The sequence below is a fragment of the Leclercia sp. 119287 genome, from assembly GCF_009734485.1.
In the GTDB taxonomy this organism is placed as follows: Bacteria; Pseudomonadota; Gammaproteobacteria; order Enterobacterales; family Enterobacteriaceae; genus Enterobacter; species Enterobacter adecarboxylatus_C.
Window position 1 is genome coordinate 3598600 of sequence record NZ_CP046445.1, and the last position, 20831, is coordinate 3619430.

The following is a 20831-nucleotide window of genomic DNA, read 5'->3' on the forward strand; positions in this document are numbered from 1 at the left end:
GCCTAATACCTTTTCCAGTATCCCGCTATCGTCAACGCCTGATTAGCGGTTGAACTTTATTATCAATAGCTTCTCGCGCACGAAAAATTCGTGAGCGAACCGTACCGACCGGGCAATCCATGATAGCGGCTATCTCTTCATAGCTCAGGCCATCTAACTCCCGTAACGTAATTGCCATGCGTAAATCTTCCGGGAGCGACTCGATGGTGCGAAAAACTATTTGTCTCAGTTCTTCTGACAACATTAAGTTCTCAGGGTTCGAAATTTCTTTTAACGCACCGCCGCTTTCAAAATTTTCCGCGTCGATTGCGTCAACATCGCTTGAAGGCGGACGACGCCCCTGAGCGACGAGGTAGTTCTTGGCAGTATTGACAGCAATACGATACAGCCAGGTATAAAAAGCACTATCTCCCCGGAAAGATTCCAGCGCGCGATAGGCCTTGATAAAAGACTCCTGCACCACATCAGGAACATCCCCTGACGGTACATAGCGGGACACCAGACTCGCCACTTTATGCTGGTAGCGCACCACCAGTAAGTTAAAGGCTTTCTGATCTCCCTTCTGGACCCGTTCAACCAGAATCTGGTCCGTTAACTGCTCGCTCATCCGAGGTAATGTCTCCCCAAACCTAAAATCCACGCGTTATCGAAACGCCACTCCAAACACTGCACTGTGAGCAAGCAGTTGCTTTGAGGGTCTTTTTTTCAAAAAGTTCCGTCACGCCTTTGTTTTTGTTAATCGCGTCGCAGACTGTTCATTTTCTATCATTATAAGTCTGATACTGAAACGCACCCAGTTTCTGATAAGAATTGGCATTTTACCGCTTGCAGGGTACCGCAAGACGGGCTTTATTTCACCACAAAATCTGAAGCTAACGACCTGCTTCGCAAAATATTTTCGCCCTTTTTATGTTTCTTCTCCGCCACGCTGGCTGTTTAGTCATTGCAACAAGCCGCAAAAAAAAACGTGCGATTCATCGCATTCGGGTGCTATGCTGGCCAAACACTGTTTAGTAAATTAAACACACATCATGAACGCAATTTCTGAACTCTCCTGTGACGTACTGATTATCGGTAGCGGTGCCGCCGGCCTTTCACTGGCGCTGCGACTCGCCCCACAACAGAAAGTGATTGTCCTCAGCAAAGGCCCCATCAGCGAAGGCTCAACCTTCTATGCACAGGGCGGGATTGCCGCTGTGTTTGATGAAACGGACAGTATCGACTCGCATGTAGAAGATACCCTGATTGCCGGTGGCGGTATCGTGGATAAACACGCCGCGGAGTTTGTCGCCAGTAATGCTCGCCACTGCGTACAGTGGCTTATCGATCAGGGTGTGTTGTTTGATACGCATGTGCAGGCCAACGGTGAAGAGAGCTATCATCTGACGCGGGAAGGCGGGCATAGTCATCGCCGCATCCTGCACGCTGCGGATGCCACCGGTAAAGAGGTAGAAACGACGCTGGTCAGCCAGGCGTTGAGCCATCCGAATATCCAGGTGCTGGAACGCAGCAATGCGGTGGACCTGATCATTTCCGACAAGATTGGCCTGCCTGGCACGCGCCGCGTTGTGGGTGCCTGGGTCTGGAACCGGAATAAAGAGACGGTTGAAACCTGCCGGGCCAAATCCGTGGTGCTGGCAACAGGCGGTGCCTCCAAGGTGTATCAGTACACCACCAACCCGGATATCTCCTCAGGCGACGGGATTGCCATGGCCTGGCGTGCGGGCTGTCGCGTGGCCAACCTGGAATTTAACCAGTTCCACCCCACCGCCCTGTTCCATCCTCAGGCCCGCAATTTCTTACTGACCGAAGCCCTGCGCGGTGAAGGTGCGCACCTGAAACGCCCGGACGGCACGCGCTTTATGCCGGACTTCGACGAGCGCGGCGAACTGGCTCCGCGCGATGTCGTGGCCCGCGCTATCGATCATGAAATGAAGCGCCTGGGCGTGGACTGCATGTATCTGGATATCAGCCACAAACCGGCAGAATTTGTGCGTCAGCACTTCCCGACTATCTATGAAAAACTGTTGGGGCTAGGCATCGATATCACTAAAGAGCCGATGCCTGTAGTGCCCGCAGCGCACTATACCTGCGGCGGGGTGATGGTGGACGATCATGGCCGGACCGATGTCGACGGCCTGTATGCCATCGGAGAGGTGAGCTATACCGGCCTGCATGGCGCCAACCGTATGGCTTCGAACTCCCTGCTGGAGTGTCTGGTTTACGGCTGGTCGGCAGCGGAAGATATTACCAAACGCATGCCTTATGCCCGCCAGGCGGAAAACCTGCCTGCCTGGGATGAGAGCCGCGTGGAAAACCCGGATGAGCTGGTGGTGATCCAGCATAACTGGCACGAGCTGCGCCTCTTTATGTGGGATTACGTTGGGATTGTGCGCACCACCAAGCGGCTGGAGCGCGCCCTGCGCCGCATTACCATGCTACAGCAGGAGATTGACGAGTATTACGCCCACTTCCGCGTCTCGAACAACCTGCTGGAGTTACGTAATCTGGTTCAGGTAGCCGAGCTGATTGTGCGCTGCGCCATGATGCGTAAAGAGAGCCGCGGGCTGCACTATACGATCGACTACCCGGAACAACTTGAGCACTCCGGGCCGTCGGTGCTCTCTCCGCTGACTCACATAAACAGATAGAACGGGTGGGTCAGCGCCGTGTAATCCTCGGAATAACGCTGATCCGGCCCACGGATCACCATCCTGTCGCTGAAGCACTCCCCTTCTTTCGGCGACAGCGCCACCAGCACCCGGTGCGGAAGCCTGCCGTCCGTGTCAGCAATATCGGTGCGCAGACGTAAATACCAGCCCATCTCCAGTGCGTTATTGATAAGCGCACTGCCCGCGCTTTCCGGTAATACCACGCAGAAAAAACCCTCTTCGGTGATCAACGCTGCCGCACAGGCTAACAGTGCGCTGTGATCGAGCGAGCCGGTTGAACGTGCTTGCTCGCGCTCGGGCGTTGCGCATCCGACGCCGGGTTCATAATAGGGAGGATTGCTGACAATTAAGTCATAGCGAGCCGTTTGCTCTGGCGCCCAGGTGAGAACATCAGCACAATGGAGAGTAATACGAGAAGCCCAGGGTGATTCAGCCGCGTTTTCCGCCGCCTGTTCGGCCGCCTGCGGATCCAGCTCCACCGCATCCAGGGTGACAGATTCCCCGGTACGCTGGGCCAGCATCAGGGCTAATAACCCGCTGCCGCTGCCAATGTCGAGGATACGTTTAACGCCTGCAACCGGTGCCCATGCCCCCAGTAAAATGCCATCAGTGCCGACTTTCATCGCACAGCGATCGTGAGCGACAAAGAACTGCTTAAAGGTAAAACCATCGCGGCGCAGCTGCGCTTTGAGTTGAGACATGTCAGAGCAACCTTCAAAATGAAACGGGAGTAGCATAGGTGAAAGCGCAACGAGGGAAAAGGGATATCCACACAAACAGATGAAGATCGCAGCCATAACGTCTATAATCAGCGCCCCACACAGAGGTAGAACATGACTGTAACGACTTTTTCCGAACTTGAACTCGACGAAAGCCTTCTGGAAGCACTCCAGAATAAAGGCTTCACACGCCCGACTGCCATCCAGGCGGCAGCCATTCCGCCTGCGTTAGAAGGCCGCGACGTACTCGGTTCAGCGCCGACAGGCACCGGTAAAACAGCGGCGTACCTGCTGCCCGTCTTGCAGCACCTTATTGATTTCCCACGTAAGAAATCCGGGCCGCCGCGCATCCTTATTCTGACCCCGACACGTGAGTTAGCCGTTCAGGTTGCGGAGCATGCGCGTGAACTGGCTGCCAATACCCATCTGGATATTGCTACAATCACCGGTGGCGTAGCCTACATGAACCACGCCGAAGTGTTCAGCGAGAACCAGGATATCGTGGTCGCCACGACCGGGCGATTAATGCAGTACATCAAAGAAGAAAACTTTGACTGTCGTGCTGTTGAAACGCTGATTCTGGATGAAGCGGACCGCATGCTGGAACTGGGCTTCGCGCAGGATATTGAACATATCGCGGGCGAAACACGCTGGCGCAAACAGACAATGCTGTTTTCCGCGACGCTTGAAGGCGATGCCATTAAGGACTTCGCTGAGCGTCTGCTTGACGATCCGGCAGAGGTCTCTGCCACGCCGTCCACGCGCGAGCGCAAAAAAATTCACCAGTGGTATTATCGTGCCGATAACTACGAGCATAAGCTCGAGTTACTTAAGCACCTGTTAAAACAAGATGATACGACGCGTACCATCGTCTTTGTACGTAAACGCGAGCGTGTGCATGAGCTGGCTGAACAACTCCGTGCCGCAGGGATTAACAACTGTTATCTCGAAGGCGAGATGGCGCAGGTTAAACGTACCGAAGGGATTAAACGCCTGACCGAAGGTCGCGTAAACGTGCTGGTTGCTACCGACGTGGCAGCGCGTGGTATCGATATTCCTGAAGTGAGCCATGTGATTAACTTCGACATGCCGCGCAGCGGGGATGTCTACCTCCACCGTATCGGTCGTACCGGACGTGCCGGCCTTAAAGGCACGGCGATCTCTCTGGTAGAGGCGCATGACTATCTGCTGCTGCAGAAAGTGGGCCGCTACATCGACGAGCCGGTGAAAGCGCGCGTGATTGATGAACTGCGCCCGACTACACGTCCACCGAGTGAAAAAATGACGGGTAAACCGTCCAAGAAAGTGCTCGCCAAACGCGCAGAGAAAAAAGCGAAAGAAAAAGAGAAACCGCGCGTTAAGGAACGCCACCGTGATTCCAAAAACGTGGGCAAGCGCCGTAAGCCGAGCGGAAGCGCACCGGCTTCACAGAAAGAAGAGTAAAAAAACGCCGGGGTTAACCCGGCGTTTTATTATCTGCGTACTGACTACGATTACAGGCTGGCAGTAAAGGTACGCGCAATAACGTCACGCTGCTGTTCTGCAGTCAGTGAGTTGAAACGAACGGCATAGCCAGAAACGCGGATGGTCAGCTGCGGATATTTTTCCGGGTGCTTGACGGCATCTTCCAGCGTTTCGCGACGCAGTACGTTAACGTTCAGATGCTGACCGCCTTCCACACGGACTTCCGGCTTGATTTCCATTGGGATTTCGCGATATTCGAATTCACCCAGGGCATTAACCTGGACAACTTCGTCTTCAGCAAAGCCTGCTTTTGCACATACGCAGCGCGCTTCGCCTTTTTCGCTGTCCAGCAGCCAGAAAGAGTTCAGCAGGTCGTCGTTTGCAGCTTTAGTAATCTGGATACCAGTAATCATGTGATGCCTCCCTTAAACTACACTATTGGGTGTCGCCCATTGTTTAGGGCAATTGGTAAAACCATTGTTGCTTGAGTGTATATATATCAGTCAAACCCCCGTCATTCATTGACTTAAATCAATAAAAACCACACCAGTAAAAGGGTGATAGAGGGAGATTATTGTTTTATATCAATTTTCCTCAAAATCGGACTTCAAAAAATCTCGCAATTTTTAAATATTTTTCAATTAGATGACCTTTTTCCCCCGGCAATTTTGCTCCCTCGTCATAAGCAGTTAAGCTAGAGGCAGAGAAAATTCGCAGGAGAGCGAGATGACAACACCTTTAACCTGGCACGATGTACTGGCCGATGAGAAAAAACAGCCCTACTTCGTCAACACCCTGAACACGGTAGCCGCCGAACGTCAGGATGGCGTCACCATCTATCCGCCACAGAAAGACGTCTTTAACGCCTTTCGTTTTACTGAACTGGCCGATGTCAAAGTGGTGATCCTGGGCCAGGATCCCTATCACGGGCCGGGTCAGGCGCACGGTCTGGCCTTTTCCGTGCGTCCGGGCGTGGCTACCCCTCCTTCCCTGCTGAATATGTATAAGGAGCTGGAAGCCTCGGTACCTGGCTTTACCCGGCCTGCACATGGCTATCTGGAAAGCTGGGCGCGTCAGGGGGTCCTGCTGCTGAACACCGTGCTGACGGTTCGAGCCGGGCAGGCGCACTCCCATGCCAGCCTCGGCTGGGAGACCTTTACGGATAAAGTTATCAGCCTGATTAACCAGCATCGGGAAGGGGTGGTGTTTTTACTGTGGGGCTCGCACGCGCAGAAGAAAGGGGCGATCATTGATACCCAGCGCCATCATGTGCTGAAAGCACCGCACCCGTCACCGCTGTCAGCGCATCGCGGCTTTTTTGGCTGCAATCATTTCGTGCTGGCAAATGAGTGGCTGGAGAAACAGGGCGAAACGCCGATTGACTGGATGCCAGAGTTACCGGCTGAAAGTGAATAGATAAAATATGTAGGCCCGGTAAGCGTAGCGCCACCGGGCATATTGCCGGGTGGCGACTTCGCCTTACCCGGCCTACAGGCAAAGCGGGATTACGCTTTGTTCTGACGCCACCACTCCGCCAGCAGAACGCCGGTCGCAACGGATACGTTGAGGCTTTCTACGTTGCCGGTGCCATCAATGGAGACGCTCAGATCGGCGCTCGACAGTGCCGCATCGGTCAGACCATCACGCTCCTGACCCAACACCAGCACCATTTTACGCGGCAGTGTCGCTTTAAATAGCGGCGTGGTGCCCTTGTGGCTGGAGGTGGTTACAATGGCGTAGCCCGCTTTACGGAACTGCTCAATCGCTTCCAGAACGCTGTCGCCGGTGATCGGCTGAATGTGCTCTGCGCCGCCTTCCGCCGTACGGATTGCCGCACCGGACTCCAGCAGAGCCGCATCCTGCAACAGTACCCCTTTCACGCCGAAATGGGCGCAGCTGCGCATCATCGCGCCGAGGTTGTGCGGGTTACCCACGTCTTCCAGGGCCAGTACGCAGTCATCTTCACCCGCCTGGCTAACCCACTGCTTAACGGTAGTCCCGTTACGTTTCTTAATCAGGAAGCAAACGCCACCGTGGTGTTCGGTGCCAGAGGCTTTGGTGATCTCAGCATCGTCTACAACGTGGTAGGCTTTGCGGTTGGCCGCCATCCAGCGCAGCGCTTCTTTGAAACGCGGCGTAACGCTCTGGATAAACCAGGCGCGAACGATGCAATCAGGGCGGCTCTGGAACAGGGCCTGACAGGCGTTCTCACCGTAGACGCGGGTCTCTTCCGCGCGCTGACGACGGATCACTGCTGGATCAATAACCGTTTTACCGGCCATGCTGCCGTGATCGACCGGAGCCTTTGACTCATCGCCCGGCGCGCGTGAAACGGTGCGCCACGGGGAAGCGTCGCGGTTAAAATCGTCGCGTTTGAAATCGTCACGCTTACGGTCGTCACGTTTGCGGTCATCACCGCGGCTGTTTCTCTCATCGCGGGCGGGGCGACGGCCACCGTCTGCACGAGATGGCCCTGGACGCCCGCCACCTTTTCCGGTACGCGGATTTTCGGTGCGTTTATCAGAGTCATCATCACTGCGGACATACATCACTTTGACCTTGCCGCTTTTGTTTTTCAGTTCGTCGTTCATGCTTTTCTCCACCAGCGCTGCGCGAAGCGCGCAGATTACCCGATGTACCCGCGCATAGCCATTACTTCGTATAAAAGCCTGTGACTATTGTTCTCATTGAATAAAACGCATTGTCGTTTCAAACAGGGTCGTTGATAATATGTAACATATTGGAAACATAACCGGCATAGTGCCGCTTTGTCCCCCCTGCTCTACCTGAGGTTAGTTATGAATACCGTATGTGCCAACTGCCAGGCTCTTAACCGCATTCCGGATGATCGAATTGATGATGGAGCAAAATGCGGACGCTGCGGTCATGAATTGTTCGATGGTGATGTCATTAATGCTACCGGCGCAACTCTGGATAAACTGCTGAAGGACGATCTGCCGGTAGTGGTCGATTTCTGGGCGCCGTGGTGCGGTCCGTGCCGTAACTTTGCGCCGATCTTTGAAGATGTCGCAGAAGAGCGTAGCGGTAAAATGCGTTTCGTGAAAGTGAACACTGAGGCCGAACGCGAGCTAAGCGCCCGCTTCCGCATCCGCAGTATCCCGACCATCATGATTTTCAAGAATGGTGAAGTTGTCGATATGCTGAACGGTGCCGTTCCAAAAGCTCCGTTTGACAGCTGGCTGAACGAATCCCTCTGATATTCCGGGGCATGTAACTTGTGCCCCGTTCTCCCCTCTGCGAGAATGGCGTTTTTTCTGCGCACTCCCCCATGACTGATAACGCCGTACTGCAATTGCGCGCCGAACGCCTGGCGCGTGCGACCCGCCCCTTTCTTGCCCGTGGTAACCGTATTCGTCGCTGTCAGCGCTGCCTGCTGCCGCTTAAGCAGTGCCTGTGCGCGACCCTGGCCCCCAGCCATGCCCATAGCCGTTTCTGTCTGGTGATGTTTGATACCGAACCGATGAAACCCAGTAATACCGGGCGGCTGATTGCCGATATTTTACCGGATACCGCCGCCTTCCAGTGGTCACGCACTGAGCCACCGCAGGCGCTGCTCGATCTGGTCGCCAGCCCCGACTATCAACCGATGGTGGTATTCCCTGCCTCCTATGCGGGAGATACCCGTCCGGTTCTTGCCGCCCCACCATCCGGTAAGCCGCCGCTGTTTATCATGCTGGATGGCACCTGGACCGAGGCGCGCAAAATGTTTCGCAAGAGTCCTTACCTGGATGCCCTGCCGGTTATCTCCGTCGATTTGTCGCGCGTTTCCGCTTACCGCCTCCGCGAAGCCCACGCGGAAGGCCAGTACTGCACCGCCGAAGTGGCGATTGCCCTGCTGGATCTGGCGGGAGATGTTCAGGCGGCAAGCGCGCTGGGCGATCACTTCACTCGTTTTCGCGAACGCTATCTGGCCGGAAAAACCATTCATAAGGGAAGCATCACAGCAGCGGAGCCGGAAAGCGTTTAAAATCATCAGGTCACTCGCCTTTTCAGGAGACTTGTATGAGCCAGCGCGGGTTAGAAGCCTTACTCCGCCCTAAATCCATCGCCGTGATTGGCGCGTCGATGAAACCCGAACGCGCCGGTTACCTGATGATGCGAAACCTGCTCGCAGGCGGTTTTAACGGCCCGATCCTGCCGGTAACACCTGCTTATAAAGCGGTGCTGGGCGTCCTGGCCTGGCCAGACGTGGACAGTCTGCCCTTTATCCCCGATCTCGCGGTGTTGTGTACTCACGCCCGACGCAATATTGCCCTACTTGAGGCGCTGGGGAAAAAAGGCTGTAAAACCTGCATTATTCTCTCCTCGCCGCCGGAACAACAGGCAGAGCTGCTGGCCTGCGCGGCGCGATACCAGATGCGGCTGCTGGGGCCAAACAGTCTTGGCCTGCTGGCCCCCTGGCAGGGGCTGAACGCCAGTTTCTCTCCCGTTCCGATACGTAAAGGCAAACTGGCCTTTATCTCCCAGTCGGCAGCGGTCTCCAATACGATCCTCGACTGGGCCCAGCAGCGCGAGATGGGGTTCTCCTACTTTATCGCGCTGGGTGATGGGCTGGACATCGATGTCGACGAGCTGCTGGATTTCCTGGCGCGTGACACCAAAACCAGCGCTATTCTGCTCTATCTTGAACATCTCAGCGACGCGCGACGCTTTGTGTCGGCGGCCCGTAGCGCCTCGCGTAATAAACCGATTCTGGTGATCAAAAGCGGACGCAGCCCTGCCGCCCAGCGTCTTTTGCACTCGCATTCCGGGATGGATCCGGCATGGGATGCCGCCATCCAGCGCGCCGGTTTACTGCGCGTTCAGGACACCCACGAACTCTTTTCCGCTGTCGAAACGTTGAGCCATATGCGCCCGCTGCGGGGTGAGCGGCTGATGATCATCAGCAACGGCGCCGCCCCGGCCGCGCTGGCTCTGGACGAACTCTGGCTGCGCAACGGGAAGCTGGCCGCGCTCAGTGAAGAGACGCTTCAGCGCCTGCGTGATGCGCTACCGCCTGGCGTGGAGCCGGGTAATCCCCTTGATTTGCGCGATGATGCCAGCAGCGATCGCTATATCAGCGCCCTCAACATCCTGCTGGAAAGCCAGGATTTTGATGCCCTGATGGTCATTCACTCTCCGAGCGCCGCGGCACCGGGTAGCGAAAGCGCCCGTTCGCTGATTGAGGCCGTGAAAAAGCATCCGCGGGGGAAATACGTGTCGCTTCTGACTAACTGGTGCGGGGAGTTTTCTTCGCAGGAGGCGCGGCGCCTGTTCAGCGAGGCAGGTTTGCCGACATACCGCACCCCGGAAGGCACAATCACCGCCTTTATGCATATGGTGGAGTACCGGCGTAACCAGAAACAGCTGCGGGAAACACCGGCGCTCCCCGGTAATCTGACGGCCAATACCGGACATGCCCGGGCCCTGCTGCAACGCGCTATTGATGAGGGCGCGCGCTCGCTGGATACCCATGAGGTGCAGCCGATCCTGAATGCCTTCGGCATGCATACCCTGCCGACCTGGATCGCCAGCGACAGCGCGGAAGCGGTACATATCGCCGAGCAGATTGGTTATCCGGTGGCGCTGAAACTGCGCTCCCCCGATATCCCGCATAAGTCAGAAGTTCAGGGGGTAATGCTGTACCTGCGCACCGCGGCGGAAGTGCAGCAGGCGGCGGAAGCGATTATCGATCGCGTCAAAATGACCTGGCCCCAGGCGCGCATTCACGGCCTGCTGGTGCAAAGCATGGCCAACCGCGCAGGGGCGCAGGAGTTACGGGTTGTGGTCGAACACGATCCGGTCTTCGGCCCGCTGATCATGCTGGGTGAAGGGGGCGTAGAGTGGCGCCCTGAAGATCAGGCGGTGGTGGCCCTGCCTCCCCTGAACATGAACCTCGCACGTTATCTCGTGATCCAGGCGATCAAGAGTAAGAAGATCCGCGGGCGCAGCGCCCTGCGACCACTGGATATCGCCGCCCTGAGCCAGTTCCTGGTCCAGGTATCGAACCTGATTGTCGACAGCCCGGAAATCCAGCGTCTGGATATTCATCCTCTGCTGGCATCCGGCAGCGAGCTGACGGCGCTGGATGTGACAATGGATGTGGCTGCCTTTACCGGCGATCGCGAAAGCCGTCTCGCGATCCGCCCTTATCCCCATCAGCTTGAAGAGTGGGTGGAGATGAAAAACGGCGAGCAGTCGCTGTTTCGCCCCATCCTTCCGGAAGATGAACCCCAGCTGCAGCGCTTTATCGATCAGGTAACAAAAGAAGATCTGTACTACCGCTACTTTAGTGAAATCAACGAATTTACCCACGAAGATTTAGCCAATATGACGCAGATCGACTACGATCGGGAAATGGCTTTTGTTGCCGTCCGCCGCACGGATGAGGGCGATGAGATCCTTGGCGTCACGCGTGCGATCTCCGATCCCGATAACGTCGATGCGGAGTTTGCGGTGCTGGTTCGCTCCGATCTAAAAGGCCTGGGGTTAGGAAGACGGTTAATGGAAAAGCTGATCGGTTATACGCGCGATCACGGACTTATCCGCCTCAATGGGATTACTATGCCCAACAACCGTGGCATGATCGCCCTGGCGCGAAAATTAGGCTTTACCGTTGATGTTCAGCTGGAAGACGGCATTGTCGGGTTGACGCTGGCGCTGATGTCGGCAGGTAAACAAGAGTAAGGTACTGGAAATGTTGACCACATTAAACGGCACTGATGGTATGATTGCCCGCTTCTGTTGTCTGCATAGTCCATATAATCCTTCAATGAACAGAGAAGAAACGCACTGTGATGTTGTCCAAATTTAAGCGTAATAAACATCAACAACACCTTGCTCAACTACCGAAGATTTCTCAGTCAGTTGATGATGTAGAGTTCTTTTATGCTCCCGCCGATTTTCGGGAGACGCTACTGGAAAAAATTGCCAGCGCAACGCATCGTATCTGCATTATCGCGCTTTATCTGGAACAGGATGAAGGCGGCAGCGCCATTTTACGTGCGGTATACGAGGCCAAACGTCAGCGCCCGGAACTGGATGTACGCATCCTGGTTGACTGGCACCGCGCCCAGCGCGGCCGTATTGGTGCGGCCGCATCCAACACCAATGCCGACTGGTATTGCCGCATGGCGCAGGAGAACCCTGGCGTAGAAGTCGCGGTTTATGGTGTTCCGGTTAACACCCGCGAAGCACTCGGTGTCCTCCATTTCAAAGGCTTCATTATTGATGACAGCGTGCTGTATAGCGGCGCGAGTCTGAATGACGTTTATCTGCATCAGCTCGATAAATACCGTTACGATCGCTATCACCTGGTGCGTAATGCCCGCATGGCAGACGTTATGTTCGAGTGGGTGGATCAGCATCTGGTGCACGGTCGCGGCGTGAATCGCCTTGACGATCCTCATCGTCCAAAAAGCCCGGAGATTAAAAATGATATTCGCCTTTTCCGTCAGGAACTGCGCGATGCCATGTTCCATTTCCAGGGCGATGCAGATAACGAACAGCTTGCGGTGACCCCGCTGGTGGGTCTGGGCAAATCCAGCCTGCTCAACAAAACCATCTTCCATCTTATGCCGTGCACCGAGCATAAGCTGACCATCTGTACGCCGTACTTCAACCTGCCGGCCGTGCTGGTGCGTAATATCATTCAGCTTTTACGCGACGGTAAAAAGGTTGAGATTATCGTCGGCGATAAAACCGCGAACGATTTCTTCATCCCGGAAGATCAGCCGTTTAAGATTATCGGCGCCCTGCCTTATCTGTATGAGATCAACCTTCGCCGCTTCCTCAGTCGCCTGCAGTATTATGTAAATACCGATCAGCTGGTGGTGCGTCTCTGGAAAGATGAAGACAACAGCTATCACCTGAAAGGGATGTGGGTTGATGATGAGTGGATGCTGCTGACGGGGAATAACCTCAACCCGCGCGCATGGCGACTGGATCTGGAGAATGCCATTCTGATCCACGACCCTCGTCACGAGCTGGCCGCTCAGCGCGATCGCGAGCTGGAGCTGATCCGCACCCACACCACTGTGGTTAACCACTACCGCGATCTGCAGAGCATTGCTGATTACCCGGTCAAGGTCAGAAAGTTGATCCGCCGCCTGCGCAGGATCCGAATCGATCGCCTGATTAGCCGCATTTTGTAATCTTCAGCCCTGTCCTCGACGGGGCTTTTTTATGGAGGTCGTTGTGCGTTATTTCCTGTTAATGTGCTGTCTGGTACTGTCTGGCTGCAGCCATATGGCTCAGGATAGCTGGTCTGGTCAGGATAAAGCGCAACACTTTTTAGCCTCGGCGATGCTATCGGCGGCGGGCAATGAATACGCTCAACGCCAGGGTTTTAGTCGCGATCGCAGCGCGGCATACGGCCTGATGTTTTCGGTAAGCCTGGGAGCATCGAAGGAGCTGTGGGACAGCCGCCCGGCGGGGAGCGGCTGGAGCTGGAAAGATTTTGCCTGGGATATCGCCGGGGCTACGACCGGCTATACCCTGTGGCAACTGGCAGAGCACTAAAGGCGGCCCCCTTTCCCTTTTCGGTGCAGCATCAACGAGACAATAAATGCCAGCGCACCCATCAGCGTGACGTACCAGAAGAAGACCGTCTCACTGCCTGCCGATTTTAGTGACAGCGCGACGTACTCCGCTGAGCCGCCAAACAGGGCATTAGCCACCGCATAAGACAACCCAACGCCCAATGCACGTACCTGCGCCGGAAACATCTCTGCCTTAAGAATGCCGCTGATAGAGGTGTAAAAACTGGCAATGACCAGCGCTACCATCACCAGAGCAAAAGCGGCATAAGGAGAGGAGACATGCTGAAGTGCCGTGAGAATGGGCACAGTGCACAACGTCGACAACCCGCCAAAAATCAGCATAGAGCTACGCCGTCCGATTTTATCCGACAGCGCGCCGATGATGGGCTGAATGAGCATAAAGACAAATAGCGCCACCGTCATGACCATACTCGCTACGTTAGCATGCATACCTGTGGTATTAACCAGATACTTCTGCATGTAGGTCGTGAAGGTATAGAAGGTGAGTGAACCCCCTGCCGTAAAGCCGAGCACCATCAAAAATGCCTTTCGGTTACGCCACAAACCTTTAAATGAGCCTGCCTCTTTTAACGCTCTCACCTCTTTTCGGGAGGTTTCATCCAGCTGGCGGCGTAACCACAACGCCACCACGGCAAGTACCGCGCCGAGCGCAAAAGGAATACGCCATCCCCATGCACGGAGATCTTCATCACTTAATACCTGCTGCAGGATCACCACCGCCAGGATAGCCAACAGCTGACCGCCTATCAGCGTCACATACTGAAATGAGGCATAAAAGCCTTTACGCCCTTCCACTGCAACTTCACTCATATAGGTCGCGCTTGTGCCATATTCTCCACCGACTGAGAGCCCCTGGAACAAACGCGCCAGCAACAGTAAGGCCGGTGCCCATGTGCCAATCGCGTCATAGCCGGGCAGACATGCGATTACCAAAGAGCCGAAACACATCATGCAGACGGAGATCAACATGGAGGCTTTTCGCCCTTTTCGATCGGCAATGCGGCCAAACAGCCAGCCGCCAATCGGACGCATTAAAAAGCCAGCGGCGAAGACACCTGCGGTTTGCAGCAGTTGAGTAGTAGTGTTGCCGGATGGGAAGAAGATATGGGCAAAATAGAGTGAGCAAAACGAGTAAACGTAAAAGTCGAACCACTCAACCAGATTACCTGAAGAGGCGCCGACGATTGCCCAGATCCTGCGGCGAGTATCGCCGTCTGCTGCTTTTTTACTATCCGTATCTGTACTTGCTACGGTTTCTGTCATTTTAAATCCCCTGTCTTACATTGCGGGCCATTGCACCCATTCCAGTAAAACCAGATTTAAAATTTAACGTTAGGTAAAAAAATTGTTTCTTTTATGTTTCATTTCATTTTGTGAGACAAATCATAAAACGGGCGCTACCGCGAGTTATATCATTATCCCCACTTTTTTTGATGCGCTTGTTTTCTTTGCAAATAATCTTCGTCGGCGCGAATTTTATCCCACCATCCTTTAAAGATTTTTGCCGCTTCGGCTTTAACAGGATCGTGATCTAACGGACGAACATTGCGTTCATCATCGTACTTTTTCCCGCCTTTGTGGTTGGCGTAGCGCCTGGCGCGGGTATATCCCATCTGAATAAATTTTCTCGCCATATCCATACCCACAAAATCGTTTTGCTGACGGTACTGCTCAAACAGCGCGTAAATCTCCTGAGCAGATTTGGTCGCAACTTCAGCATTTTTGTATCGCCAGTGGGGCAGAATTTCGCTTTTGTAAGGTTCAACCAGCAGAACACCCTGCTCTCCCCGTCCTACCTGATAAAGTTCGGGGTGGTCACGAAAGTTGGTGTTGGCAAAATCTTGGTCGTAGTTAAAGGGGGGGTTCGGCAAAATAACCTCGCTGACAATGCGTATCTTGTTATTTTAGCCAGAGATTGTTGATTTTGCCCGGACCGAGGGAAAAGCAAGAAACCCCGTACCTTGCGGTACGGGGTTTCTTTAATTGATGCCTGGCAGTTCCCTACTCTCGCATGGGGAGGCCCCACACTACCATCGGCGCTACGGCGTTTCACTTCTGAGTTCGGCATGGGGTCAGGTGGGACCACCGCGCTACAGCCGCCAGGCAAATTCTGTTGTTCACCCCGCCCTCAGGCGCAGTGACTAATCTGTATCAGCTGAAAATCTCTCAAATCCGCCGAAACAGCTTCGGCGTTGTAAGGTTAAGCCTCACGGTTCATTAGTATCGGTTAGCTCAACGCATCGCTGCGCTTACACACCCGACCTATCAACGTCGTCGTCTTCAACGTTCCTTCAGGACTCTCAAGGAGTCAGGGAGAACTCATCTCGGGGCAAGTTTCGTGCTTAGATGCTTTCAGCACTTATCTCTTCCGCATTTAGCTACCGGGCAGTGCCATTGGCATGACAACCCGAACACCAGTGATGCGTCCACTCCGGTCCTCTCGTACTAGGAGCAGCCCCCCTCAATTCTCCAGCGCCCACGGCAGATAGGGACCGAACTGTCTCACGACGTTCTAAACCCAGCTCGCGTACCACTTTAAACGGCGAACAGCCGTACCCTTGGGACCTACTTCAGCCCCAGGATGTGATGAGCCGACATCGAGGTGCCAAACACCGCCGTCGATATGAACTCTTGGGCGGTATCAGCCTGTTATCCCCGGAGTACCTTTTATCCGTTGAGCGATGGCCCTTCCATACAGAACCACCGGATCACTATGACCTGCTTTCGCACCTGCTCGAGCCGTCACTCTCGCAGTCAAGCTAGCTTATGCCATTGCACTAACCTCCTGATGTCCGACCAGGATTAGCTAACCTTCGTGCTCCTCCGTTACTCTTTAGGAGGAGACCGCCCCAGTCAAACTACCCACCAGACACTGTCCGCAACCCGGATCACGGGTCTACGTTAGAACACCAGCCATTAAAGGGTGGTATTTCAAGGATGGCTCCACGCAGACTGGCGTCCACGCTTCAAAGCCTCCCACCTATCCTACACATCAAGGACCAGTGTTCAGTGTCAAGCTATAGTAAAGGTTCACGGGGTCTTTCCGTCTTGCCGCGGGTACACTGCATCTTCACAGCGATTTCAATTTCACTGAGTCTCGGGTGGAGACAGCCTGGCCATCATTACGCCATTCGTGCAGGTCGGAACTTACCCGACAAGGAATTTCGCTACCTTAGGACCGTTATAGTTACGGCCGCCGTTTACCGGGGCTTCGATCAAGAGCTTCGCGTTGCCGCTAACCCCATCAATTAACCTTCCGGCACCGGGCAGGCGTCACACCGTATACGTCCACTTTCGTGTTTGCACAGTGCTGTGTTTTTAATAAACAGTTGCAGCCAGCTGGTATCTTCGACTGATTTCAGCTCCACCCGCAGGGGCTTCACCTACACATCAGCGTGCCTTCTCCCGAAGTTACGGCACCATTTTGCCTAGTTCCTTCACCCGAGTTCTCTCAAGCGCCTTGGTATTCTCTACCTGACCACCTGTGTCGGTTTGGGGTACGATTTGATGTTACCTGATGCTTAGAGGCTTTTCCTGGAAGCAGGGCATTTGTTGCTTCAGCACCGTAGTGCCTCGTCATCACACCTCAGCGTTAACAAGGTTCCGGATTTACCTGGAACCTCCGCCTACATGCTTAAACCGGGACAACCGTCGCCCGGCCAACATAGCCTTCTCCGTCCCCCCTTCGCAGTAACACCGAGTACAGGAATATTAACCTGTTTCCCATCGACTACGCCTTTCGGCCTCGCCTTAGGGGTCGACTCACCCTGCCCCGATTAACGTTGGACAGGAACCCTTGGTCTTCCGGCGAGCGGGTTTTTCACCCGCTTTATCGTTACTTATGTCAGCATTCGCACTTCTGATACCTCCAGCATGCCTCACAGCACACCTTCAACGGCTTACAGAACGCTCCCCTACCCAACAACACATAGTGTCGCTGCCGCAGCTTCGGTGCATGGTTTAGCCCCGTTACATCTTCCGCGCAGGCCGACTCGACCAGTGAGCTATTACGCTTTCTTTAAATGATGGCTGCTTCTAAGCCAACATCCTGGCTGTCTGTGCCTTCCCACATCGTTTCCCACTTAACCATGACTTTGGGACCTTAGCTGGCGGTCTGGGTTGTTTCCCTCTTCACGACGGACGTTAGCACCCGCCGTGTGTCTCCCGTGATAACATTCTCCGGTATTCGCAGTTTGCATCGGGTTGGTAAGCCGGGATGGCCCCCTAGCCGAAACAGTGCTCTACCCCCGGAGATGAGTTCACGAGGCGCTACCTAAATAGCTTTCGGGGAGAACCAGCTATCTCCCGGTTTGATTGGCCTTTCACCCCCAGCCACAGGTCATCCGCTAATTTTTCAACATTAGTCGGTTCGGTCCTCCAGTTAGCGTTACCCAACCTTCAACCTGCCCATGGCTAGATCACCGGGTTTCGGGTCTATACCCTGCAACTTAACGCCCAGTTAAGACTCGGTTTCCCTTCGGCTCCCCTATACGGTTAACCTTGCTACAGAATATAAGTCGCTGACCCATTATACAAAAGGTACGCAGTCACACCACAAGGGTGCTCCCACTGCTTGTACGTACACGGTTTCAGGTTCTTTTTCACTCCCCTCGCCGGGGTTCTTTTCGCCTTTCCCTCACGGTACTGGTTCACTATCGGTCAGTCAGGAGTATTTAGCCTTGGAGGATGGTCCCCCCATATTCAGACAGGATACCACGTGTCCCGCCCTACTCTTCGAACTCACAGTGCATGTATTTTTGTGTACGGGAGTATCACCCTGTACCCTGCGACTTTCCAGACGCTTCCACTAATACATACGCTGATTCAGGTTCTGGGCTGCTCCCCGTTCGCTCGCCGCTACTGGGGGAATCTCGGTTGATTTCTTTTCCTCAGGGTACTTAGATGTTTCAGTTCCCCTGGTTCGCTTCGTTAAGCTATGTATTCACTTAACGATAGTGTGACGAGTCACACTGGGTTTCCCCATTCGGAAATCGTCGGTTATAACGGTTCATATCACCTTACCGACGCTTATCGCAGATTAGCACGTCCTTCATCGCCTCTGACTGCCTAGGCATCCACCGTGTACGCTTGGTCGCTTAACCTCACAACCCGAAGATGTTTCTTTCGATTCATCATCGACTTGCGAAAATTTGAGAGACTCTGACACACCGCTCATCTGCTCTTATTACGGAGAACAGACACGGCGTGTCGTTTCAATTTTCAGCTTGATCCAGATTTTTAAAGAGCAAATATCTCAAACATGACTTAACAGTCAGTTTTGAGATACTGATTGGTTGTGCCTTTCACTCACACCCAGCAAGTGGCGTCCCCTAGGGGATTCGAACCCCTGTTGCCGCCGTGAAAGGGCGGAGTCCTAACCGCTAGACGAAGGGGACACGATGTGTCGCGACTTCGCAGCCGTCTTGCTCGTTACTTTTCATCAGACAATCTGTGTGAGCACTACAAAGGCAGGTTCTTTAAGGTAAGGAGGTGATCCAACCGCAGGTTCCCCTACGGTTACCTTGTTACGACTTCACCCCAGTCATGAATCACAAAGTGGTAAGCGCCCTCCCGAAGGTTAAGCTACCTACTTCTTTTGCAACCCACTCCCATGGTGTGACGGGCGGTGTGTACAAGGCCCGGGAACGTATTCACCGTAGCATTCTGATCTACGATTACTAGCGATTCCGACTTCATGGAGTCGAGTTGCAGACTCCAATCCGGACTACGACGCACTTTATGAGGTCCGCTTGCTCTCGCGAGGTCGCTTCTCTTTGTATGCGCCATTGTAGCACGTGTGTAGCCCTACTCGTAAGGGCCATGATGACTTGACGTCATCCCCACCTTCCTCCAGTTTATCACTGGCAGTCTCCTTTGAGTTCCCGGCCTAACCGCTGGCAACAAAGGATAAGGGTTGCGCTCGTTGCGGGACTTAACCCAACATTTCACAACACGAGCTGACGACAGCCATGCAGCACCTGTCTCAGAGTTCCCGAAGGCACCAAAGCATCTCTGCTAAGTTCTCTGGATGTCAAGAGTAGGTAAGGTTCTTCGCGTTGCATCGAATTAAACCACATGCTCCACCGCTTGTGCGGGCCCCCGTCAATTCATTTGAGTTTTAACCTTGCGGCCGTACTCCCCAGGCGGTCGACTTAACGCGTTAGCTCCGGAAGCCACGCCTCAAGGGCACAACCTCCAAGTCGACATCGTTTACGGCGTGGACTACCAGGGTATCTAATCCTGTTTGCTCCCCACGCTTTCGCACCTGAGCGTCAGTCTTTGTCCAGGGGGCCGCCTTCGCCACCGGTATTCCTCCAGATCTCTACGCATTTCACCGCTACACCTGGAATTCTACCCCCCTCTACAAGACTCTAGCCTGCCAGTTTCGAATGCAGTTCCCAGGTTGAGCCCGGGGATTTCACATCCGACTTGACAGACCGCCTGCGTGCGCTTTACGCCCAGTAATTCCGATTAACGCTTGCACCCTCCGTATTACCGCGGCTGCTGGCACGGAGTTAGCCGGTGCTTCTTCTGCGAGTAACGTCAATCGATGAGGTTATTAACCTCACCGCCTTCCTCCTCGCTGAAAGTACTTTACAACCCGAAGGCCTTCTTCATACACGCGGCATGGCTGCATCAGGCTTGCGCCCATTGTGCAATATTCCCCACTGCTGCCTCCCGTAGGAGTCTGGACCGTGTCTCAGTTCCAGTGTGGCTGGTCATCCTCTCAGACCAGCTAGGGATCGTCGCCTAGGTGAGCCGTTACCCCACCTACTAGCTAATCCCATCTGGGCACATCTGATGGCAAGAGGCCCGAAGGTCCCCCTCTTTGGTCTTGCGACGTTATGCGGTATTAGCTACCGTTTCCAGTAGTTATCCCCCTCCATCAGGCAGTTTCCCAGACATTACTCACCCGTCCGCCGCTCGCCGGCAAAGTAGCAAGCTACTTCCCGCTGCCGCTCGACTTGCATGTGTTAGGCCTGCCGCCAGCGTTCAATCTGAGCCATGATCAAACTCTTCAATTTAAGTTTGATGCTCGTGAATTAAACTTCGTAATGAATTACGTATGTTCACTCAGAGACTTTGGTATTCATTTATTGTCCGAAGACATTAAGAATCCATGTCACTTTGAGTGCCCACACAGATTGTCTGATAAATTGTTAAAGAGCAGTGCCGCTTCGTTTTTCGCTGCGGCGCGGGTTGTGCATACTACGCTTTCCCGCTTCAGAGTCAAGCGATAATTTCACGCTTTTCTCTGCTGACCCGGCGGCTTGTTTGCCGTTGTGCCGTGTCAGTGGAGGCGCATTATAGGCAGTTCTTCTGGGCTGGCAAGTATAAAGTGAAAATTATTTACTGACCGCTCACTTTCCAGGCAATTCTGTATCCAGACCTGTATTCTTGCCTGGTTTTTAAAC

At 54.2% G+C, this 20831-nt stretch carries 15 protein-coding genes, 1 tRNA gene and 3 rRNA genes; 8 read left to right on the forward strand and 11 right to left on the reverse strand.

What is annotated here, in order from left to right; genetic code table 11:
- Nucleotides 1-31: 31 nt before the first annotated feature.
- Both rpoE and rseD read right to left on the reverse strand, forming a co-directional pair.
- On the reverse strand, nucleotides 32-607 hold the full coding sequence (rpoE, locus tag GNG27_RS17280; protein WP_032613187.1) for an RNA polymerase sigma factor RpoE: 576 nt from the start codon (nucleotides 605-607) through the stop codon (nucleotides 32-34).
- Entirely contained in the window at nucleotides 604-672 is a 69-nt protein-coding gene (rseD, locus tag GNG27_RS23910; protein ID WP_231313890.1) for a rpoE leader peptide RseD, read from the reverse strand. Before rseD ends, rpoE begins: the two co-directional genes overlap by 4 nt.
- A 359-nt stretch (nucleotides 673-1031) precedes the next feature.
- On the opposite strand from rseD, the gene nadB reads away from it, so the two are divergent.
- A complete protein-coding gene (nadB, locus tag GNG27_RS17290) occupies nucleotides 1032-2651 on the forward strand; it encodes an L-aspartate oxidase (RefSeq protein WP_156264371.1) in 1620 nt (539 codons plus the stop codon).
- Here the strand turns inward: nadB and GNG27_RS17295 are convergent.
- Nucleotides 2636-3373 carry a tRNA1(Val) (adenine(37)-N6)-methyltransferase gene (locus GNG27_RS17295; protein WP_156264372.1) on the reverse strand — a complete coding sequence of 246 codons (738 nt, stop codon included), beginning with the start codon at nucleotides 3371-3373 and terminating at the stop codon, nucleotides 2636-2638. The genes nadB and GNG27_RS17295 overlap by 16 nt on opposite strands.
- Nucleotides 3374-3505: 132 nt before the next feature.
- On the opposite strand from GNG27_RS17295, the gene srmB reads away from it, so the two are divergent.
- Nucleotides 3506-4834, forward strand: coding sequence for an ATP-dependent RNA helicase SrmB (gene srmB / locus GNG27_RS17300; protein WP_142486743.1), 1329 nt, complete (start codon nucleotides 3506-3508; stop codon nucleotides 4832-4834).
- A gap of 50 nt (nucleotides 4835-4884) precedes the next feature.
- Here srmB and grcA read toward each other — a convergent pair whose 3' ends face one another.
- The gene (gene grcA, locus GNG27_RS17305; RefSeq protein WP_103180763.1) at nucleotides 4885-5268 is read right to left on the reverse strand and encodes an autonomous glycyl radical cofactor GrcA; all 384 of its coding nucleotides are present in this window, start codon (nucleotides 5266-5268) and stop codon (nucleotides 4885-4887) included.
- A 313-nt stretch (nucleotides 5269-5581) separates the two neighbouring features.
- Here grcA and ung point away from each other — a divergent pair, with 313 nt between their 5' ends.
- Nucleotides 5582-6271, forward strand: a complete 690-nt coding sequence (gene ung, locus GNG27_RS17310; protein WP_142486744.1) for a uracil-DNA glycosylase — start codon at nucleotides 5582-5584, stop codon at nucleotides 6269-6271.
- 89 nt (nucleotides 6272-6360) lie between these two features.
- Here ung and GNG27_RS17315 read toward each other — a convergent pair whose 3' ends face one another.
- Complete coding sequence (locus tag GNG27_RS17315; RefSeq protein ID WP_142486745.1) at nucleotides 6361-7446, reverse strand: tRNA/rRNA methyltransferase; 1086 nt, start codon at nucleotides 7444-7446, stop codon at nucleotides 6361-6363.
- A gap of 207 nt (nucleotides 7447-7653) precedes the next feature.
- On the opposite strand from GNG27_RS17315, the gene trxC reads away from it, so the two are divergent.
- The 5 genes from trxC (at nucleotide 7654) to GNG27_RS17340 (ending at nucleotide 13375) form a co-directional block, all read left to right on the forward strand.
- Nucleotides 7654-8073 carry a thioredoxin TrxC gene (trxC, locus tag GNG27_RS17320; protein ID WP_142486746.1) on the forward strand — a complete coding sequence of 140 codons (420 nt, stop codon included), beginning with the start codon at nucleotides 7654-7656 and terminating at the stop codon, nucleotides 8071-8073.
- Between the two features lie 71 nt (nucleotides 8074-8144).
- The gene (tapT, locus tag GNG27_RS17325) at nucleotides 8145-8843 is read left to right on the forward strand and encodes a tRNA-uridine aminocarboxypropyltransferase (protein WP_142486747.1); all 699 of its coding nucleotides are present in this window, start codon (nucleotides 8145-8147) and stop codon (nucleotides 8841-8843) included.
- A 35-nt stretch (nucleotides 8844-8878) separates the two neighbouring features.
- Complete coding sequence (gene pat / locus GNG27_RS17330) at nucleotides 8879-11542, forward strand: protein lysine acetyltransferase (RefSeq protein WP_156264373.1); 2664 nt, start codon at nucleotides 8879-8881, stop codon at nucleotides 11540-11542.
- A gap of 110 nt (nucleotides 11543-11652) precedes the next feature.
- Nucleotides 11653-13008, forward strand: a complete 1356-nt coding sequence (gene pssA / locus GNG27_RS17335) for a CDP-diacylglycerol--serine O-phosphatidyltransferase (protein ID WP_142486749.1) — start codon at nucleotides 11653-11655, stop codon at nucleotides 13006-13008.
- 31 nt (nucleotides 13009-13039) lie between these two features.
- Nucleotides 13040-13375, forward strand: coding sequence for a YfiM family lipoprotein (locus GNG27_RS17340; protein WP_370462876.1), 336 nt, complete (start codon nucleotides 13040-13042; stop codon nucleotides 13373-13375).
- Here GNG27_RS17340 and GNG27_RS17345 read toward each other — a convergent pair.
- The 6 genes from GNG27_RS17345 to GNG27_RS17370 all read right to left on the reverse strand — a co-directional run bounded on the left by GNG27_RS17345 (nucleotide 13372) and on the right by GNG27_RS17370 (nucleotide 20441).
- Complete coding sequence (locus tag GNG27_RS17345) at nucleotides 13372-14679, reverse strand: MFS transporter (protein ID WP_156264374.1); 1308 nt, start codon at nucleotides 14677-14679, stop codon at nucleotides 13372-13374. The genes GNG27_RS17340 and GNG27_RS17345 overlap by 4 nt on opposite strands.
- Before the next feature lie 152 nt (nucleotides 14680-14831).
- Nucleotides 14832-15287, reverse strand: a complete 456-nt coding sequence (locus tag GNG27_RS17350; protein WP_142486751.1) for a DUF4385 domain-containing protein — start codon at nucleotides 15285-15287, stop codon at nucleotides 14832-14834.
- Nucleotides 15288-15404: 117 nt separating this feature from the next.
- Nucleotides 15405-15520 (reverse strand): 5S ribosomal RNA (gene rrf / locus GNG27_RS17355).
- Nucleotides 15521-15612: 92 nt separating this feature from the next.
- Nucleotides 15613-18518, reverse strand: a 23S ribosomal RNA gene (locus GNG27_RS17360).
- A gap of 219 nt (nucleotides 18519-18737) precedes the next feature.
- Nucleotides 18738-18812 (reverse strand) — tRNA-Glu (locus tag GNG27_RS17365).
- A gap of 87 nt (nucleotides 18813-18899) precedes the next feature.
- A 16S ribosomal RNA gene (locus GNG27_RS17370) occupies nucleotides 18900-20441 on the reverse strand.
- Together the 16S, 23S and 5S rRNA genes with 1 tRNA gene alongside form the textbook arrangement of a ribosomal RNA operon.
- Nucleotides 20442-20831 lie beyond the last annotated feature (390 nt).

What these genes read in the sequence shown, in the direction of transcription:
- ung (WP_142486744.1), top strand. Translation starts at nt 5,582, where the DNA reads ATGACAACACCTTTAACCTGGCACGATGTACTGGCCGATGAGAAAAAA.
- GNG27_RS17315 (WP_142486745.1), bottom strand. Translation starts at nt 7,446, where the DNA reads ATGAACGACGAACTGAAAAACAAAAGCGGCAAGGTCAAAGTGATGTAT.
- grcA (WP_103180763.1), bottom strand. Translation starts at nt 5,268, where the DNA reads ATGATTACTGGTATCCAGATTACTAAAGCTGCAAACGACGACCTGCTG.
- GNG27_RS17340 (WP_370462876.1), top strand. Translation starts at nt 13,040, where the DNA reads ATGGAGGTCGTTGTGCGTTATTTCCTGTTAATGTGCTGTCTGGTACTG.
- srmB (WP_142486743.1), top strand. Translation starts at nt 3,506, where the DNA reads ATGACTGTAACGACTTTTTCCGAACTTGAACTCGACGAAAGCCTTCTG.
- trxC (WP_142486746.1), top strand. Translation starts at nt 7,654, where the DNA reads ATGAATACCGTATGTGCCAACTGCCAGGCTCTTAACCGCATTCCGGAT.
- rpoE (WP_032613187.1), bottom strand. Translation starts at nt 607, where the DNA reads ATGAGCGAGCAGTTAACGGACCAGATTCTGGTTGAACGGGTCCAGAAG.
- pat (WP_156264373.1), top strand. Translation starts at nt 8,879, where the DNA reads ATGAGCCAGCGCGGGTTAGAAGCCTTACTCCGCCCTAAATCCATCGCC.
- GNG27_RS17345 (WP_156264374.1), bottom strand. Translation starts at nt 14,679, where the DNA reads ATGACAGAAACCGTAGCAAGTACAGATACGGATAGTAAAAAAGCAGCA.
- tapT (WP_142486747.1), top strand. Translation starts at nt 8,145, where the DNA reads ATGACTGATAACGCCGTACTGCAATTGCGCGCCGAACGCCTGGCGCGT.
- pssA (WP_142486749.1), top strand. Translation starts at nt 11,653, where the DNA reads ATGTTGTCCAAATTTAAGCGTAATAAACATCAACAACACCTTGCTCAA.
- GNG27_RS17295 (WP_156264372.1), bottom strand. Translation starts at nt 3,373, where the DNA reads ATGTCTCAACTCAAAGCGCAGCTGCGCCGCGATGGTTTTACCTTTAAG.
- nadB (WP_156264371.1), top strand. Translation starts at nt 1,032, where the DNA reads ATGAACGCAATTTCTGAACTCTCCTGTGACGTACTGATTATCGGTAGC.